17 protein-coding genes are annotated in these 18,631 nt (G+C 37.1%); 3 read left to right on the top strand and 14 right to left on the bottom strand.

What is annotated here, in order from left to right:
- Positions 1-13 precede the first annotated feature (13 nt).
- From relA to A6J74_RS22400, 6 genes are all read right to left on the bottom strand, one after another.
- Positions 14-2,197, bottom strand: a complete 2,184-nt coding sequence (gene relA, locus A6J74_RS22425; protein WP_001262805.1) for a GTP diphosphokinase — start codon at positions 2,195-2,197, stop codon at positions 14-16.
- Between the two features lie 210 nt (positions 2,198-2,407).
- Complete coding sequence (locus A6J74_RS22420) at positions 2,408-2,920, bottom strand: adenine phosphoribosyltransferase (protein WP_000346217.1); 513 nt, start codon at positions 2,918-2,920, stop codon at positions 2,408-2,410.
- A 65-nt stretch (positions 2,921-2,985) separates the two neighbouring features.
- The gene (gene recJ / locus A6J74_RS22415) at positions 2,986-5,307 is read right to left on the bottom strand and encodes a single-stranded-DNA-specific exonuclease RecJ (RefSeq protein WP_000941246.1); all 2,322 of its coding nucleotides are present in this window, start codon (positions 5,305-5,307) and stop codon (positions 2,986-2,988) included.
- A gap of 101 nt (positions 5,308-5,408) precedes the next feature.
- Positions 5,409-6,302 carry a cation diffusion facilitator family transporter gene (locus A6J74_RS22410; RefSeq protein ID WP_000409731.1) on the bottom strand — a complete coding sequence of 298 codons (894 nt, stop codon included), beginning with the start codon at positions 6,300-6,302 and terminating at the stop codon, positions 5,409-5,411.
- A gap of 164 nt (positions 6,303-6,466) precedes the next feature.
- Positions 6,467-8,731, bottom strand: a complete 2,265-nt coding sequence (gene secDF / locus A6J74_RS22405; RefSeq protein WP_001119095.1) for a protein translocase subunit SecDF — start codon at positions 8,729-8,731, stop codon at positions 6,467-6,469.
- A 282-nt stretch (positions 8,732-9,013) separates the two neighbouring features.
- Entirely contained in the window at positions 9,014-9,298 is a 285-nt protein-coding gene (locus A6J74_RS22400; RefSeq protein ID WP_000890217.1) for a post-transcriptional regulator, read from the bottom strand.
- A gap of 185 nt (positions 9,299-9,483) precedes the next feature.
- On the opposite strand from A6J74_RS22400, the gene spoVB reads away from it, so the two are divergent.
- Positions 9,484-11,043 carry a stage V sporulation protein B gene (gene spoVB / locus A6J74_RS22395; protein WP_000198279.1) on the top strand — a complete coding sequence of 520 codons (1,560 nt, stop codon included), beginning with the start codon at positions 9,484-9,486 and terminating at the stop codon, positions 11,041-11,043.
- A gap of 56 nt (positions 11,044-11,099) precedes the next feature.
- Here spoVB and A6J74_RS22390 read toward each other — a convergent pair whose 3' ends face one another.
- Complete coding sequence (locus A6J74_RS22390) at positions 11,100-11,756, bottom strand: DUF421 domain-containing protein (protein ID WP_000455387.1); 657 nt, start codon at positions 11,754-11,756, stop codon at positions 11,100-11,102.
- A gap of 103 nt (positions 11,757-11,859) precedes the next feature.
- On the opposite strand from A6J74_RS22390, the gene A6J74_RS22385 reads away from it, so the two are divergent.
- A complete protein-coding gene (locus A6J74_RS22385) occupies positions 11,860-12,243 on the top strand; it encodes a TIGR04086 family membrane protein (RefSeq protein ID WP_000349137.1) in 384 nt (127 codons plus the stop codon).
- Positions 12,244-12,280: 37 nt separating this feature from the next.
- Here the strand turns inward: A6J74_RS22385 and yajC are convergent, their stop codons facing one another.
- From yajC to ruvA, 6 genes are read right to left on the bottom strand one after another with little or no spacing between them, the layout of a single operon-like run.
- Complete coding sequence (gene yajC / locus A6J74_RS22380) at positions 12,281-12,541, bottom strand: preprotein translocase subunit YajC (protein ID WP_000991114.1); 261 nt, start codon at positions 12,539-12,541, stop codon at positions 12,281-12,283.
- A 27-nt stretch (positions 12,542-12,568) separates the two neighbouring features.
- Complete coding sequence (tgt, locus tag A6J74_RS22375; RefSeq protein WP_000125368.1) at positions 12,569-13,708, bottom strand: tRNA guanosine(34) transglycosylase Tgt; 1,140 nt, start codon at positions 13,706-13,708, stop codon at positions 12,569-12,571.
- 12 nt (positions 13,709-13,720) lie between these two features.
- A complete protein-coding gene (queA, locus tag A6J74_RS22370) occupies positions 13,721-14,773 on the bottom strand; it encodes a tRNA preQ1(34) S-adenosylmethionine ribosyltransferase-isomerase QueA (protein WP_000354013.1) in 1,053 nt (350 codons plus the stop codon).
- A 19-nt stretch (positions 14,774-14,792) separates the two neighbouring features.
- Positions 14,793-14,993 (bottom strand): DUF2905 domain-containing protein, encoded by a 201-nt coding sequence (locus tag A6J74_RS22365; protein ID WP_000136158.1) that lies wholly within the window; start codon positions 14,991-14,993, stop codon positions 14,793-14,795.
- Positions 14,990-15,991 carry a Holliday junction branch migration DNA helicase RuvB gene (ruvB, locus tag A6J74_RS22360; protein ID WP_000344470.1) on the bottom strand — a complete coding sequence of 334 codons (1,002 nt, stop codon included), beginning with the start codon at positions 15,989-15,991 and terminating at the stop codon, positions 14,990-14,992. The genes A6J74_RS22365 and ruvB overlap by 4 nt, the downstream gene beginning before the upstream one ends.
- Before the next feature lie 5 nt (positions 15,992-15,996).
- Complete coding sequence (ruvA, locus tag A6J74_RS22355) at positions 15,997-16,614, bottom strand: Holliday junction DNA helicase RuvA (RefSeq protein ID WP_000464514.1); 618 nt, start codon at positions 16,612-16,614, stop codon at positions 15,997-15,999.
- A gap of 188 nt (positions 16,615-16,802) precedes the next feature.
- Here ruvA and A6J74_RS22350 point away from each other — a divergent pair, with 188 nt between their 5' ends.
- Positions 16,803-17,747, top strand: coding sequence for an iron-hydroxamate ABC transporter substrate-binding protein (locus A6J74_RS22350; protein ID WP_000823618.1), 945 nt, complete (start codon positions 16,803-16,805; stop codon positions 17,745-17,747).
- Between the two features lie 11 nt (positions 17,748-17,758).
- Here A6J74_RS22350 and A6J74_RS22345 read toward each other — a convergent pair whose 3' ends face one another.
- On the bottom strand, positions 17,759-18,289 hold the full coding sequence (locus A6J74_RS22345; RefSeq protein ID WP_000871206.1) for a BofC C-terminal domain-containing protein: 531 nt from the start codon (positions 18,287-18,289) through the stop codon (positions 17,759-17,761).
- Positions 18,290-18,631 lie beyond the last annotated feature (342 nt).

Genomic DNA, 18,631 nt, shown 5'->3' with positions numbered 1-18,631 from the left:
TCTACACTCCCTATTAATGCATCATGCGTCGTACTGCATAAATTTCAGGAACACGTTTAATGCGTTCTACTACTTTTTTCAAGTGTTGTAAGTTACGAATCGAGATCGACATATTAATTGTTGCCATCTTATTACGATCACTTCTACCAGAAACAGCTGAAATGTATGTTTTCGTCTCTGTAACAGCTTGCAATACTTCATTTAATAAACCACGGCGATCATAGCCTGAAATTTCGATATCAACGTTGTATTCAATTTCTTTTTCAGGGCTACCTTCCCACTCTACTTCTAATAAGCGCTCTACAGCTTCTTCTGTATGAATATTTACACAATCACGACGGTGAATCGATACGCCCCGACCTTTCGTAATATACCCAACGATATCATCACCTGGAACTGGGTTACAGCATTTTGACAAACGAATTAATAAATTGTCAGCACCACTTACCTTTACACCAGAATCCCATTTTCGAATTTTCATCGGTTTACGAACTTCTTTAACTTCAACAATTTCTTCTTCTTCACGCTGCTTACGGAACTTGTCCGTTAGTCGCGTAACAATTTGCGACGCTGTAATTCCGCTATATCCAACTGCTGCAAACATATCTTCTTCATTTGCAAAATTAAACTTCTCGGCAACACGTTTTAAATTGTCAGGAGCTAACACTTCTTTCATCTCATACTCTAGACCACGTACTTCTTTTTCAACAAGTTCACGGCCTTTTTCAATATTTTCGTCTCTACGCTGTTTCTTAAAGAATTGACGTATTTTATTTTTCGCATGAGATGTTTGAGCAAGTTTCACCCAATCTTGGCTTGGGCCATACGAATGTTTCGATGTTAAAATTTCAATGATGTCACCCGTTTTTAATTTATAATCAAGGGTCACCATTTTCCCATTTACTTTTGCACCAATTGTTTTATTCCCGATTTCTGAATGGACACGATAAGAAAAGTCAATTGGAACAGATCCAAGTGGTAATTCCATTACATCGCCTTTCGGTGTGAAGACGAATACCATGTCAGAGAATAAATCAATTTTTAATGACTCCATAAACTCTTCTGCATTAGAAGCTTCATTTTGCCATTCTAATATTTGACGGAACCAAGTTAGTTTCTTCTCTAATGTACCTGTTGTTTCTGCGGTCTTTCCTTCTTTATACGCCCAATGTGCCGCGATACCGAATTCTGCAATTTCGTGCATTTCTTTCGTACGAATTTGCACTTCTAGCGGATCACCTTTCGGTCCAATTACCGTCGTATGAAGAGATTGATATAGATTTGCTTTCGGCATTGCAATATAATCTTTGAAACGACCTGGCATTGGCTTCCAGCAAGTATGAATAATTCCAAGCACCGCGTAACAATCTTTAATACTATTTACAACGACACGTACAGCTAGTAAATCGTAAATTTCATTAAACTGTTTATTTTGCAATGCCATTTTACGATAAATACTGTAAATATGTTTTGGTCTTCCAGAAATCTCAGGTTGAATGGAAACTTCTTTTAATTTCTCACGAATACCAGTCATTACTTCATCTAAATATTCTTCACGCTCTGCACGTTTACGCTTCATTAAATTTACAATACGATAATATTGTTGCGGATTTAAATAGCGAAGTGACGTATCCTCTAACTCCCATTTAATAGTACTAATTCCGAGTCTATGTGCTAAAGGTGCAAAGATTTCTAACGTTTCATTCGCAATGCGACGCTGCTTCTCTTGAGGCAAATGTTTCAATGTACGCATGTTATGAAGACGATCAGCTAGTTTAATTAAAATAACTCGAATATCTTGAGCCATTGCGATAAACATTTTGCGATGGTTTTCTGCTTGTTGCTGCTCATGAGATTTATATTTAATCTTTCCGAGCTTTGTAACACCATCGACAAGCATAGCGATTTCTTTATTAAATTCTCGCTCAATATCTTCTAATGTAATCTCTGTATCTTCCACTACATCATGTAAGAAACCTGCCGATACTGTAGCTGGATCCATGTGTAAATCAACTAAAATACCTGCAACTTGAATTGGGTGAATAATATATGGTTCACCCGATTTTCTATATTGTTCGCTATGTGCATCGCGTGCATATTCATAAGCACGTGCCACTAGCTCAATATCTTCAACCGCTAAATATTGACTTGCTTTCTCGAGTACCTGTTCAGCTGTTAGTACTTGCTCATTTGCCATCGAATCACCTTTTATTGAAAATTGACTTTGTATTTATTAAATAGAATAAATTATATTCTATCATTATAACCCAATGATTGTGAATTGTGAAAAGGAAAAGATTTTACTGACATTTCACCTTATTTTTTTGCTCAATTATACAAAAGTACCCGCTCCTCTCCAAGAGATTCACGGGTACTTTTTATCACCGTAGTTTTACCTATATAGTGATTAGTATTTTTCTAATACTAATACATCGTAACCATCTAACATTTTACGACCATCTAAGTAAGTAAGCTCTACTAAGAATGCAATCCCTGCTACAACTCCGCCAAGTTCTTCAACTAGCTTAATTGTTGCTTCAATTGTTCCACCTGTAGCTAATAGATCATCAGTAATTAATACGCGTTGACCTGGTTTAATTGCATCTTTATGGATTGTTAAAACATCTGTACCATATTCTTTGCCGTAGTCAACTGTAATTACTTCACGTGGTAATTTTCCTAATTTACGAACTGGCGCAAATCCTACTTCTAATGCATAAGAAACTGGGCAACCGATAATAAAACCACGAGCTTCTGGTCCTACTACAACATCGATATCTCTTTCTTTTGCATACTCAACGATTGCATCTGTTGCTGCTTTGTATGCTTTACCGTCGTTCATTAAAGGTGTAATGTCTTTAAACACAATACCTTCTTTCGGATAATCCGGTACAATTGCGATATGTTGCTTGAAATCCATATTTCTGAATCCTCCTCAGATATAAAAGGTTTGTAAATACAAATCCTTTACCCTAACTGTTCTACTTATTTATGATTACGAATCGTTTCAAACCATGTATATAGTTGCTGATATGTGCTATAAACCAATTCTTTTTCTAATTGTAAGTGGTTCATTTTCTCACGATATGTGTTCGATTCAATTAAATCACGCTTTTGTTTTTGTTCGGCCATAAAAATGACACCGTCTTTTATTGTAACAAATTCTAACTCAAAAAACACCTGTGTCATGAAATTTACTGTATCTTTTGACCAACCTTTATGGCGACATAGTTGTTCCCCATATTGTCTTAAAGAAAATGGTGATTTTTGGTTTAAGAAAGAATAGTACCATTTAAAATGTTCCCTCGTTGGGACTGTACTAAATAGATGATTGTTCTCTTGATAAAATAACGTATAGATTCTAGATGGGAATCCTACTTTAAATAAATCACGCAATTCATCTGTTCCTTTTGGCAAATCGAGTAACACGATGTATTGATCATCTAAATGAGTTACCTCTGATGCATGCACAAGATGTTCTTTATAGTCTTCTAAAGAAAACTTATTCAATACCTCTTCAGAAAAATACACCATTGTTATTTTTTCTTTCGGAAGTTCTGCTAAATTTGCTTCCACATTACGCATACTACGCCAATCAAATAATTGCCATGCCTCTACAGCAATATCTTGTACCATTAATTGTGGCTTCTTAAAATTATTCCATTCATTAATGGATGCCTCTCCTATTACAGATACCTTAGCAACTGGAGAAATTTCTTTTGCATACGCACCAAATCCGAATCCAATTGTATCCAGTGTTGCCTGTCCGTCACGAAGTGCCATTTTCAAATGTGAACCATCTGATCCGATTGCACGAATACTTTCTAATTCAGCATTTTTCACTGCAAGACGTGGTTTCGGATTTCCAACACCAAATGGCGCTAACTTTTGCATATCCTCAATTGCTGCAAGCGTTACATCTTCCACTTTACAAAATGTATCAACTGCTGTGATTGGAATAAAATCCGCTTCTGTTAAAATTGCATCCGCTTGCGCATTTAAGCGGCGACGTAACTCATCTACATCATTCATATGTAGCGTCATTCCTGCGGCCATCGGATGCCCTCCGAAGTGCGGTAATAACTCTCTACAATCCGACAAGTTTGCAAACAAATCAAATCCCGCGATACTACGTGCTGAACCCTTTGCTGTTTCTTTGACAGGATCAATGCTTAATACAATTGTTGGACGATAAAAACGTTCAACTAATTTAGAAGCGACAATTCCAATTACACCTGGATTCCAGCCTTCTTTTGCAAGCACTAACACTTTATTTTCTTCTGGCGGGAATTTATTTTCCACTTCAGCGATAGCCTCTTCTGTAATTTGCTTTACAATATCTTTTCGAAGTTTGTTCAGCTCATCAATTTCTTCAGCCAGTTCTTTCGCTTCCTCTGGGTCATCTGATAATAATAGGTGTACAGCCGGCGTAGCATCTTCTAAACGCCCAACTGCATTAATACGCGGTGCGATTGAGAATCCAATGCTTTCTTCTGTAATTTCACTTTGCGAAACGTTAGCAACTTTAAACAATGCCTTTAAACCAATATTTTTCGTCATTCGCATATGTTTTAAACCGCGCTTCACTAGCAATCTATTTTCGCCATGAAGTGATACTAAATCGGCTACCGTACCGATTACTGCAATTTCTAATAAATGTTCTGGTACACGACCTAATAGTGCATGTGCAACTTTAAACGCAACACCTACACCGGCTAAATAATGAAACGGATACACACCGCCATCTAGTTTTGGATGAATAATCGCGAGTGCTTCTGGTAATTCTGGCGGTGGCTCATGGTGATCCGTAATAATAAGATCTATTCCAAGTTCCTTCGCTACCTTCGCTTCATGTACCGCTGCGATACCAGTATCGACAGTAATAATAAGTGAGAACCCTGCACTATGCGCCCAACGAAACGCTTCTTCGTTCGGTCCATAACCTTCTGTAAAACGGTTTGGAATATAAAATTCTACCTCTGCACCTAATTCTTGCAGAGCAAGATATAAAACCGTTGTACTACTTACTCCGTCCGCATCATAATCACCAAATATTAATATTTGCTCTCCATTTTGAATCGCCTTATTTACACGTTCTACCGTTCTATCCATTCCTTCTAATAAAAACGGATCGTGAAATTCTTGATTTTCTGTATTTAAAAAATCTAAAATCTTATCTTCTGTATCTAATCCTCTACCGAGGAATAACGAAATGACAAGTGGTGATAGTTGTAACTTTTTTGCTAATTCACTCACTCGCTCTTCATTATATTCTTTTTCTTTCCAACGCGTCTTCGGTTGTAACACGAAATCACCCCTTAACCTGTTTATTATACAAGACAGATTAAGGGGTGACAATATAATGCAAACTACGATGCAATATCTATATACTAAAATGTTAATGATATTTAATTTGGAGAATACGGATTTATATGTACAAACACATTTTGTACATTATCTTGTTTCATAAGCATTTCTTTCACATGTTTTCCAATACGGTGTCCTTCTTCTACAGTAATGTATGGATCTACAGAAACTTTAATATCGACAATAACATAGTGACCATGTTCTCTCGCATATAAAGAACCGATTTTTTTCACACCATTTACTTGCAGGACAGCTTCTCTAAGCGGAATAACATCTTCCTCATGAAGTACATGATCAAGCGTTGCATGAATCGCTTCCGCCCCAATACTCCACGCCATCTTTGCAACAAGGAGTGAAACAAATAACCCCGCAACCGGATCCGCATATACAAGCCAATCTAAACCTAGCTTACCACCGATAATAGCTGCACAAATACCGATTAAAGCTGCAATTGAAGAAAATACATCCGAACGGTGCTCATATGCATTTGCAATAATTGCATCACTATTTACCCTCTTCCCTAATCGGAATTTATATTGAAACATTCCTTCTTTCACGACAATCGAAAGAATAACAGCAAAAATCGTAATTCCTTTCGGTGGTTCTAGTTCTTGCGAAAAAGCTTTTATAGACGAAATCGCTATCTCGATGCCCACAATAAATAATAATACTGCAACAATAATCGCTGAAATCGATTCTGCTTTACCATGACCGTACGGGTGATCTTCATCTGGTGGTTGCTTTGCTGCTCGCAATCCAAAAAGTACAGCTAGCGAACCAATTACATCTGATGCAGAATGCACAGCATCCGCTAATAGTGCTTTACTGTTCCCGATATAACCAATTACCGCCTTTACAATCGCTAATATAATATTACCAACGATTCCGACAATAGCACCAAACTCGGCCTGTTTAAAACGTTCATCTTTTTCCATAATTAAAATCCCTTCTTTTCTTAACCTATCTTGTTATCCCGATTTATTGTATCAAAAACAACGATAACATCACCACTTTCTTCCATCTTTCTTCTGTAAAAAGTTGCTATCTTATTGTATCCACAAACGAAAAAAGAGATGCCTCCTAATGAGGCATCACCTTTTTATACTTGTGGTTCAGATACTTCTTTCTCAACCTTCTTCTTGTTTTTGCCCTTTTTCAAACGACGGTTTTCAAGCATTAACCAAATTTGAGAAGCAACGAAAATAGAAGAGTACGTACCTACAACTAATCCAATTAATAACGCAAGCGAGAAGTTACGCAGTGATTCACTACCGAAAATAAGTAGTGCAATTACTGGGAACAACACTGTTAAAACAGTATTAATTGAACGACCAATTGTTTGACGAATACTTGAGTTTACGATTTCTTCTAAATCTTTTAAATCACGAACTCGTTTTTTCTGTTTGTATAATTCACGGTTTCTATCAAACGTAACGATTGAGTCATTGATAGAGTAACCAATAATGGTTAATACCGCAGCGATAAACGTTAAGTCTACCTCTATTCGGAAAAGACTAAATACAACAATCATAACGAAGGCATCATGTAATAATGCGATTACTGCAGATACTGCGTACGTAAGACGGAAACGAATACTTACGTATAAAACGATTACTGCAGAAGCAATCAATACTGCAATAAATGCATTTCGTGCAATCTCTTTACCGATTGTCGGTGAAACTGTACTTACATTCGGATCTGTACCGTATTTATCGTGGAAGAATGTTTTCGTTTTCGCAATTTCATCTTTTGATAGAACACCTAATGTACGAACTGCGAAACCTTTATTGTCATCTCCAGTCGGTACAATATTTTCTTCCTTCACATCGATTTTCAATTCTTTAAAATCTTTATGAACATCAGCAACAGTAACTGCTTGTTTTGATTGCAAGTCGATACGTGTACCACTTGCAAAGTCAATACCAAGATTCATTTTGAAAATCGGTAATATAATTGCCCCAGCAATTACGACTACAATTGAGAATAAGAAGAATTTATGACCGATATTTACGAAGTTAATACGATCAAATCTCGTTGGCGGATGTACTACACCTTTTGTTAATGGAATAATATCCTTTTCCTTAACACCAAAATAAGATGGTTTTTTATCGAAGTAACGGCTCTTTACAAGTAAACTTAGTAAGAAACGAGTACCGAATACGTTCGTAATGAAACCGACTAAAATACTAACAATTAAACTTGTTGCGAAACCTTTTACAGAACTATTACCGTAAGCAAATAATACACCGGCTGCTGCAATTGTTGTAATGTTCGCATCTAAAATTGTCGCTAATGAACGATGGTTACCAGCACGAAATGCTGACATCATTGACTTACCAATTTTCAGCTCTTCCTTTAACCTCTCGTACGTAATGATATTCGCATCAACTGCGATACCTACCCCGAGCACTAATGCCGCAATACCTGGCAACGTAAGAACCGCATGCATCCAGTTAAAGACAAGTAATGTAACGAAAATGTATAAACCTAACATAATAACCGCTACAAGCCCTGGTAAACGGTAGAATACAAGCATAAATAAGAAGATAATAGCAATACCGATTGCACTAGCGAAAATCGTTTGCTCTAATGCTTGTTGACCAAATTTCGCTCCAACAGATGTTGAATACATTTCTTTTAAATCAACAGGAAGTGCACCTGCATTTAATAAAGATGAAAGTTCTTTCGCACTTTCAACTGTAAAGTTTCCACCTACGATAGATACTTCAGCTTGGTTAAACACTTGGCTTACTGTTGCTGCTGATAAAAACTTCGGATTCGGTTTTGCAGATTCTGCTTTATACGAATCTTTTCCTTCTTCAAAATCAAGCCATATTACCATTAAATTCGTTGGTGGTGGCATCTTTGAAATTTTTTCAGTTACTGCACGGAATTTTTCAGCGCTTTTTAATGTAAGACCTACGCTCGCACGGCCTTGCTCATCAAATGTTTGCTTCGCTCCGCCGCCTTTTAAATCCGTACCATCCATAAGAAGATTGTCATCCACATCACGGAATGTTAATTTCGCTTGTGTTGATAACATTTCACGTGCTTTTTGCTGATCTTGTACACCAGCAAGCTGTACACGAATTCGATTTTCTCCTTCAATTTGGATGTTCGGCTCACTTACACCGAGAACATTGACACGATTTTCAAGAGCACCTACTGTACTTACAAGTGCCTCTCGGTCAATTTTATCGCCTTTTTTGGCTGGTTTTACTTCATACAGAACTTCAAAACCACCGCGAAGGTCTAGTCCTAGACTAATTCCTTTTGCTATGTCTTTTCCTGCCGCACCAATTACGCCACCGATTAATAAAACGATGAGGAAAAAGGCGGCAATTCTCGTACCACGCTTTGCCATATGTACCCTCTTTCTGCTACTAACACTTTCAATAAATCTCTTACGATTCACTGCTATACGTGTGCATACACCTAGTTAGTAGACTTCCTTTCTATAAAATACATTTGTTTTTTGCTAGTTCATCACTAGCTGTGTCGGTAAACCTTACGCAATACCTACACTTTCATTATTTATTTTTCTTCTTCACTACCTCCTTTACATATAATCTTAGACATCGTTATTTCCTCTTTATCAATACCTATCATTATACTGCAAAAGGAAGAACAAACCAATTGCAGTCAGTTATTTATTTTCATACTCATCAAATGACCAAAGTGGCGCTTGGTATGCTTCAACAGTTAAATATGTCATATATTCATTAGGTGTTATTCTTAATACATCGTTCACTAATTCATACAACCTAACATTACTGTCTATCTTTTTCCACTTTTTCACTTTAAGAAACTTCCAAATGTCATCATCTGTCACTCTGTCATAACCGAACATTTGAAACTCCTCTACTTTACTAACTAAAACGACTTGTAACTGTCCGCGGTATGATTCTACCAAATCTTCTTTTTCTAACATACGTAACATCTCCTTATAATTTCAGCACGAAAAGTCGCTTTTATTCCCGCTCTAATGGACAGCAATAACTACTTTCAAGAGCACTATCATACTTCACTCTCTTAAATGCTTGTCATTCTTGTCTCGTACGTGCATATAAATTATTGTAAATCATTCCACTGATTTTGAGAAGGTAGGAGAAGACCATGACGAGACAAAGCTTTTTAAAAGGCGCATTTATTTTAATGATTGCCGGCTTTATTACCAAAATTCTTGGATTTATTAACCGGATTGTAATGGCACGTATACTAGGAGAAGAAGGCGTTGGCCTTTATATGATGGCCGTTCCTACATTCATTTTAGCAATTACATTAACACAAATCGGTCTTCCTGTCGCAATCGCAAAATTTGTAGCAGAAGCGGAAGCGGTGAACGATAAACAAAAAATAAAAAAAATATTAACCGTATCACTAGCTGTCACTTCCTTTATTAGCATCATTTTAACAATGGGCATTATGCTCCTCACACCTATTTTAGCGAAAACATTATTAACCGATGAAAGAACGTACTATCCATTAATGGCCATTTTACCTGTCGTTCCTGTTATTGCTGTTTCTTCTGTTTTACGCGGTTATTTCCAAGGGAAACAAAATATGAAACCTAGCGCTTATGCTCAAGTGATCGAACAAGTTGTCCGCATTACAATTATCGCTGTATGTATTCGAATATTTTTACCTTATGGCGTAGAATATGCTGCAGCCGGCGCTATGTTATCAGCCGTTCTAGGCGAAGTTGCATCCTTATTATTCTTACTCACTTTATTCCAACGTGAAAAACACTTATCTATACGCTCTAGATTTTTCACTACCGTAAAGGAGAGCAAAGGTACATTTTATTCTCTTATGGATATCGCCCTTCCAACTACAGGAAGTCGTTTAATCGGTTCTGTTTCTTATTTTTTTGAACCTATCGTCGTTATGCAAAGTTTAGCGATTGCCGGAGTTGCCGCTTCTGTCGCAACCCAGCAATACGGTATATTAAACGGTTATGCATTCCCGCTCCTATCACTACCCGCCTTCATTACATACGCTCTTTCTACAGCGCTCGTTCCTTCAATTAGTGAAGCAATGGCAAAAAGGCAACATAAATTAGTGGAGCACCGTTTACAACAAGCACTTCGAATTTCATTAATTACTGGTGGGTGGTCTGTCGTTATATTATACGTATTCGCTTCCCCTGTTTTAACTCTTATGTACGGATCAGACAGCGCAACAGCATTCATTCAGCTACTTGCACCTTGCTTTTTATTTCATTATTTTCAAAGTCCACTTACATCTGTATTGCAAGCTTTAAATTTAGCACGCGCTGCTATGATGAACACATTTATTGGCGCCATCGTGAAATTAATCGTTATTTTTGTACTAGCTTCAAAGCCAGAATTTCAAATGATGGGAGTTGCTCTCGCTATTGCAGCAAATATAGTAACAGTAACATTCCTTCACTACGCTACCGTTTTAAAAAAGATTACATTTACCATTTACGCAAAAGACTATATTTTCGGCGGACTTGCCATCGGTATCGCAGGTGCCTTCGGTTTTTACCTTCATAAGTATATTATTTTCTCTCATTCTCTTGGTATACAAACATTATGGGAAATCACTTTAACAACAATGGTTTATGTCGTTCTCCTCTTCATCTTTAAACTAATTCGAAAAGAGGAGTTAAGTCGCCTCCCTATCATTCGTAAACTTTCATTTTTGAAATAAAGTAAAACTTTCATTAGCGAGACTTTTCCGGGCTTACTATTTAAAATGGTAAGCTTTTAGTTTTCTTTCAAATCAACAAAAAATTGTCCATTTTGAAAACTACAGTATAAAATTTGTGTTATATCGTTATAACCTAAGTTTTTTAGTTTTTCAATGAGCCATTCGTCTGTATGTTCAATCATTTGCAAATGATTAGATTGAATTTCTCCATCAATAATTAATGGCAGAGTAAAAATAGGCGTATCATTTTTACTCTTTTTACTTTTTTGTTTTTGAAAAACGGATAACTTCCCTGATGGTTCCAAAATAGCGTATTCCACATCCCGCACGTCTCCGACCCCTTGCTCCCTTAATTGCATCATTAAATCATCTATGTTATAGCGCTGTTTTCTCATCTTTTTTTCATCAATTTTTCCCGCATTTATAAGAATAGCAGGCTCCCCTTCTATTAAATGCCGAAATCGTTGAAACTTCAAAGAAATAACCGACAAAATGATTTGTATGCACATAAGGATAGTCATCGGAACTAATTGATGCCAAAGTGATTTATCTGTATTTTCAATCGCTACTACAGCCATTTCACCAAGCATAATGAATACGACTAAATCTAATACACTTAGCTCTCCAATTTCACGTTTACCCATAAGACGGAAAATAATTAAGATAATAATATACAAAAGCATCGTCCGGCCAATTATCGATACCCATTCCATTTCTACATCTCCTTTTTTACTTATAGATTCCCCTATAGAAAAGAAAATAGTCTAACTTAAGCAAAAGAGAAATATGCTTGTATTAAAAAGGGGGAATGCATAAATGGATGGAACGAAAAAATTATCAACTGCAATTGGTTTCGGTATTATTACCCTACTAATTCTCGCATCTATTACTAGCATGGTTATGGCTCTATTATTAAAGTTTACGAACATGAATGAAAGTACATTAACCGTCACTATTTTGATACTAGCTCTTTTATCTATGCTTATGTCTGGGTTTATTGCTGGTAAAAAAGCACAAGGGAAAGGTTGGCTAGTTGGTTTTACAACAGGACTCACATTCGCCATACTCGTTTTTCTAGTTAACTATTTAGGCTTCTCTCAAACTTTATCGAACTCACAGTTACTTTACCAATTGGCATTAATGGGCGCGAGTACACTCGGTGGTATTTTCGGTGTAAATATGTCAAAGCAAAATAATTAAAAAAAGGCCCTGCACATTTCATGCAGGGCCTTCCTCATTAGTTTTTCACAACTTCACGAATCGCATTGCGATCGAAAGTTAAGTGTGCACCACCAGATTTAACAACGATTTTCGTTTCATCTACTGATTCGATTGTACCGTGTAAGCCACCAATTGTTATGATAGCATCACCTTTTGCTAATTCGTTTTGCATTTGAGCAACTGCTTTTTGACGCTTTTGTTGCGGGCGAATTAATAAGAAATAGAAAATCGCAAACATCGCAACGATCATAACGATATTCATCATACCTGCATTCATCTTTTGTTCCTCCTTTTAAATTATGTATTAGAAGTTTTTAGCATTCGGTTTATTAAAGCCATACTGTTCAAAGAACTCTTCGCGGAAATCACCAAGACGGTCTTCACGAATAGCTTGTCTCACCTGCTCCATTAAGTTTAACAGAAAATGAAGGTTGTGATAAGACGTTAAACGAATTCCGAACGTTTCATCACATTTCATCAAGTGACGAATGTACGCACGAGAGTAATTTTTACATGTGTAGCAATCACAATTAGGATCAAGCGGACCGAAGTCTCTTGCGAATTTCGCATTTTTTACAACTAGACGGCCTTCACTTGTCATACATGTACCATTTCGAGCGATACGAGTTGGAAGTACGCAGTCAAACATATCAACGCCGCGAATTGCCCCATCAATTAACGAGTCAGGAGAACCTACTCCCATTAAGTAACGTGGCTTATCATCTGGAAGAAGTGGTGTTGTAAACTCAAGCACACGATTCATAATATCCTTCGGTTCACCAACAGATAAACCACCTATAGCATAACCAGGGAAGTCCATTGAAACAAGGTCTTTTGCACTTTGGCGACGAAGCTCTTCAAACTCTCCGCCCTGTACGATACCGAATAAACCTTGATCTTGTGGACGTTCATGCGCTTTTAAGCAACGTTCTGCCCAGCGGCTTGTACGTTCTACAGATTTCTTCATATATTCAAAAGTAGCTGGGAACGGTGGACACTCATCAAATGCCATCATAATATCTGAACCTAATGCATTTTGGATTTCCATCGCTTTTTCTGGTGATAAGAATAATTTATCTCCATTTAAGTGGTTACGGAAGTGAACGCCTTCCTCTTCAATACGGCGGAAGTCACTTAAACTGAATACTTGGAAACCACCAGAATCCGTTAAGATTGCACGGTCCCAGTTCATAAATTTATGCAAACCACCTGCTTCACGAACAATTTCGTGACCTGGACGTAGCCATAAATGATACGTATTACTTAAAATAATGCCAGAATCCATTGCTTTTAATTCTTCTGGTGACATTGTCTTAACTGTTGCAAGTGTACCAACTGGCATGAATGTTGGTGTATCAAATGAACCGTGCGGCGTGTGTACACGACCTAAACGTGCACCCGTTTGTTTACAAGTTTTAATAAATTCATAACGAATTGCTGTCATAATTTACTCCTTTTATTTGTTTCTCATTTTAGCGTGAGATGCAACGAACATTGCGTCACCGAAGCTAAAGAAACGATATTTTTCTTTTACTGCTTCATTATAAGCATGAAGTACATTATCTCTATTTGAAAATGCACTTACAAGCATAATTAATGTTGATTTCGGCAAATGGAAGTTTGTAATTAAACCATCAATTGCTTTAAATTTATATCCTGGGTACATAAAAATATCTGTCCAACCAGAAGCTGCGCAAAGCTTACCACTATGATCGGTCGCAATCGTTTCTAACGTACGAGTTGATGTCGTACCTACAGTGATAATACGTCCACCATTCTCTTTCACACGATTTAATAATGCCGCTGTCTCTTCAGACATATGGTAATATTCTGCGTGCATATGATGCTCTTCAATCGTATCTGCAGAAACTGGTCTAAATGTTCCAAGCCCTACGTGAAGTGTAATAAATGCTAACTGAACGCCTTTTTTCTTTAACTTCTCAAGTAACTCTTCTGTAAAGTGAAGTCCCGCTGTCGGCGCTGCTGCTGAACCGATTTCTTTCGCATATACTGTTTGATAGCGATCGCGATCTTCCAGTGTCTCTTTAATATATGGAGGAAGTGGCATTTCCCCAAGTTCATCTAAAATTTCATAGAAGATGCCGTCATATGAAAATTCAAGCTGACGCCCACCTTGATCTGCAGTCCCTGTGCAAGTTGCTTTTAATTTCCCTTCACCAAAAGAAATTACAGTTCCTTCTTTTACACGTTTCGCTGGCTTAACAAGCGTTTCCCACTTATCGCCTTCCTCTTGTTTCAAAAGAAGCACTTCAATGTGCGCGCCTGTATCTTCTTTCACACCGTGCAAGCGAGCAGGCATAACTTTCGTTTCATTTAAAACTAAGCAATCCCCCTCATGTAAGTAAGAAAGAATGTCCGTAAAATGTTTATGCTCAATATCACCAGTTTCACGGTCTAACACCATTAATCTTGATGTTTCACGATCCTCTAACGGGACTTGTGCAATAAGTTCTTCTGGTAAATGAAAATCAAACAGATTAATATCCATAACTGTATCCACCTATTTCTTATTTGAATCGATTTATTATATACATAATAAAAGATAATGCAATACTTAACACAATACATGTAATGATAGGAAAATAAAAGGTAACGTTACCTTTTTTCACAAAAATATCGCCTGGAAGCCTTCCAATGAACTTCCAAGCTAAGCCAACAACAATGAGTAAGATACCTGCTGTTATAAGCAATTTCGGTATCTCCGTCATACTTTTGGCATCTCCATTCCGAAATGTTCATACGCAAGTGGCGTTACGATTCGGCCTCTTGGCGTTCGTTGTAAAAAGCCAATTTGTAATAAATACGGCTCATACACATCTTCAATTGTATGAGATTCTTCTCCAATCGTTGCCGAAACTGTCTCTAATCCAACTGGGCCACCACGGAATTTCTCAATTATACCGAGCAATAATTTATGATCAATATGATCGAGTCCTAATTTATCTACCTGCAGTAGTTCTAATGCCATTTGTGTAATTTCCATTGCAATTGTTCCGTCGCTGCGAACTTGTGCGAAGTCACGTACACGTCGTAATAAACGATTCGCAATACGAGGTGTACCACGGGCACGTCTTGCAATTTCTAGTGCGGCTAACGAATCAATTTCCACTTCGAATACTTCCGCTGTACGTTCAACAATCGCAGAAAGCTGATCCACTGTATAATACTCTAATCTTGAAAGTACACCGAAACGGTCACGGAGCGGCGCTGATAATGCTCCGGCACGTGTTGTCGCTCCAACTAATGTAAATGGAGGTAAATCTAAACGTACAGACCGTGCTGACGGTCCTTTTCCAATTACGATATCAAGGCAAAAATCTTCCATCGCAGGATATAGTACTTCTTCAATTGATCTATGCAAACGATGAATTTCATCAATAAACAATACATCTCCAGGCTGAAGTGCTGTTAATACCGCTGCTAAATCTCCTGGTCTTTCAATTGCGGGACCTGACGTCGTTCGAATGTTAACACCCATTTCATTGGCAATAATATTCGCAAGCGTCGTTTTACCAAGTCCAGGTGGTCCATATAAAAGTACGTGATCTAACGTTTCTTCACGCATTTTCGCCGCTTCAATAAACACTTCTAAATTATGTTTCGCTTTATCTTGGCCAATATACTGACGGAGCGTCTGTGGCCGTAATGAATACTCTAAATCCGCATCTTCGTATCCAGATTCCCCTGAAAGGAGACGTTCGTCCATTATACTCACCTCTTACCATTTAGTAAAAGACTAAGTGCCTTTTTAATATATTGATCCGTCGTTAATGATTCTTTTAATAACTCTGGTACAACACGAGAAACTTCCCGTTCTGCATAACCAAGTGCACGCAGTGCTTCCAGTGCTTCATCAAGTTCAACTGAGGAACCTTTCTTCTCATCAAAACTTTCAACATCTGAGAACAAATCAACAAATGCATCTGGTACAACATCTGCTAGTTTTCCTTTTAAATCTAAAATCATTTGGCGCGCTGTTTTCTTTCCGACGCCCGGGAATTTCACTAAAAACTTCTCATCTTCATGTTCAATCGCTTGAACGACCTGTCCTGTTTGACCAGAAGCTAAAATCGCAAGAGCGCCTTTTGGCCCAATGCCAGACACACCTAACAATTTTGTAAATAATAAACGCTCTTCACGTGTTTTAAACCCGTAAAGTGCCATAATATCTTCTCTCACATAATGATATGTATAGACACGGATTTCTTGCTTACTTCTTTGAAATACATACGGATTTGGTGTGAAAATTTGGTACCCAATTCCATTATGGTCAATTACGACATATTCCGGTCCTACATACTCCACGTAACCTGTAACATATTCAAACAAAATACGATCTCTCCCTCTTAAATCATGTATTCCATTTTAACATATTTAATGATAGAAAAGCGAGACTACCCCAACAAATGTTCTCCGTTTAAAACTTCTGTTATTTTCCATTGACAGAAAAGATAAAGCACCTTAATATACAGGAGTCGATAATGATTATCAATACTAATTAAAGGGGTTACATCAGGATGAAACGTAAGTTATTTATTTTATTAACTATTATGCTAGTCGTTCTTTCTATCGTTGGCTGTTCTTCTCAAAAAGAAGCGTCAAAAGCAAAAGAACAACCGAAAACAAAAGTTGTGAAACACGCTAAAGGGGAAGCTACAATTCCAGTAAATCCAAAGAGAATTGTTGACTTATCTGGATCAACAGAAGAGTTATTACTTCTTGGACACAAACCTGTTGGTACAGCAAATACATATAAAGATAAAATCCAAAATCACTTAACAGACAAGCTAGATGGCGTAAAAGCAGTTGGCTGGTACTGGGCACCTAAAGTTGATTTAGAAGCTGTTACAGCTTTAAAACCGGACTTAATTATTTTAAATAATCGTCAATTAAAAATTTATGATCAATTAGAAAAGGTTGCACCGACTGTTGTTCTAGAAACAAACTTAGAAGACTGGCGCGGTAAGTTTAAAGAAGTAGGTAAACTATTTGATGAAGAAAAGAAAGCTGACAAATGGATTGCCGACTACGATAAAAAAGCAGACTCTTTATCTAAAAAAATTAAAGAAAAAACAAAAGATGAAAACTTTATGTTTGTCGCAGTTACACCACAAAACTTCCGTGTATACGGTAGCTTCGGATACGGTGACATCATCTTTAACGACTTAAAACTTCCAGCAACAAAAGGTACAGATTTAAAACAAACGATGGCGCAAGTATCATTAGAAGGGCTTGTTGCATTCCAACCTGATCAAATGTTTATTGTAAGCTTCGGCGGCGAGGCTGATAAAGTGTACGAAGACTATAAAAATAGTGCTGTTTGGAAAGACAATAAAGCAGTAAAAAACAATCACGTATATGAAGTATCGAATGAAATCTTCAATACGAAAGCATTCAATCCAATCGGAAAAGATATGCTAATTGATGAAATCGCAAAAGAAATTTTAGCTAAAAACAAGTAAGAAAAAGCAGCTCACCATGAGCTGCTTTTTTTCTTATTTTGCACTGCATATTGCTTCATTTTTTCAATCGTCTTCACAAAACTTTCTTTTGATTTTATACGAATACCACGTTTCAATTTCGCACGCTCATAACTCTCAAGTTTTTTCATATCAATTTGAAAGAAAGAATGAATCGCATTATCACTTTTTGGTACACCCTTGAAAATTTGTAATATCCCTTCCTCTGAAACACCAAAATAGCCGCTCGTCTTCAATAACGGAGAAATATCGTCCACTTTCTTTTGCAATACAATTTGTACATCATCACGATCAACGAGTTGCCATTCTTTATATTGCTGTAAAAACTTTTCTAAATCCGCTACTTTTTCTGTAAATATTTCTTCACTTACTTCTCCATCAACATACATACGCTCTAATAAAATTGTAACTTCAGATTCTTTTTCTGTTACTTCTGGTACTGGTCCTTCCGCCCTCACACTCGTTTCATAGGCTAAACAAAACATCATCACGAAAGCTTGCACTGCAATCAGTATCCATTTCATTTCCGTTCACCTCTTTTAGGCAAAATCAAACTTTCATTAGTAGTTTTGCCGAAAGTGGAGGTTTTATCCATATAAACAACCACATTACATTTCTCTCAAAAATAAAAAAATGCAGATAAGGTTTTATCCTTATCTGCATTAGCATTTGTTTTTATATAAAATGAAAGACGCCTGCAAACAGGCGTCTTGATGCGTTTACGGCGAGAGACCAGGCGACCACATTCGCGTGTTTAGCACTTAAGCATATCTCTCGTCTTACGTAAATTAGCTCATCGCTTTGCTAATATAACATTAATAACGTATAAGTGCAACATTTTTATAACAAATATTTTATTTTCTCTT

Origin of the sequence: Bacillus sp. FDAARGOS_235 (genome assembly GCF_002073415.2) — a bacterium.
GTDB lineage: Bacteria > Bacillota > Bacilli > Bacillales > Bacillaceae_G > Bacillus_A > Bacillus_A toyonensis.
This window is presented reverse-complemented; position numbering and strand designations above follow the sequence as displayed.